This is a genomic window from Oleiphilus sp. HI0086, assembly GCF_001635225.1.
In genome coordinates this window covers 1-546 of the sequence record NZ_LWFZ01000941.1, presented here as the reverse complement: position 1 = coordinate 546, position 546 = coordinate 1, and the positions used below count along the sequence as shown (strand labels likewise).

The following is a 546-nucleotide window of genomic DNA, read 5'->3' as shown; positions in this document are numbered from 1 at the left end:
TGCCTGAGCCCCATCGAAAGCACCAAGCCTGGACGCCGGAGAGACTGATCTCTTGGGGCGCTCGAATCGGGCCTGCAACGCAATCCATCGTACTAAACCTACTCGAACAAAAGAAGGTACCCGAACAAGCTTATCGAGTCTGCTTGGGTTTACTGAATCTGGCAAAACAATACACACCAGAAAGATTAGAAGCCGCTTGCTTACGGGCTCAGCATATCAATGCCCGACGACTGGCAAATATTAAGTCCATATTAGAAAGCAATATGGATCAACTGCCACTTCCATTATCACCTCAGACTTCGCCATCACCTCAAACAGAGACTCATCGTAACGTGCGCGGCGCTGATTACTACCACTAAAAACCCACCCCAAAACCAATAGGAAAAAACATGTTAGAAACACAAAGCTTACAGCAACTTCGACAGCTCAAGTTAACCGGTTTAGCCGAAGCACTAGAGATGCAGTTTAATCAACCCAATACCTATGAAGAGCTTAGCTTCGCCGAACGAATTAACCTAGCAGTACAACAAGAAGTGACTTACCGGC

Annotated in this window: 1 pseudogene; it reads left to right on the top strand. The window is 46.9% G+C overall.

The window, feature by feature from the left end:
- Positions 1-359 (top strand): annotated as a pseudogene (locus tag A3756_RS27830) (IS21 family transposase); the annotation flags it as partial.
- Positions 360-546: the final 187 nt, after the last annotated feature.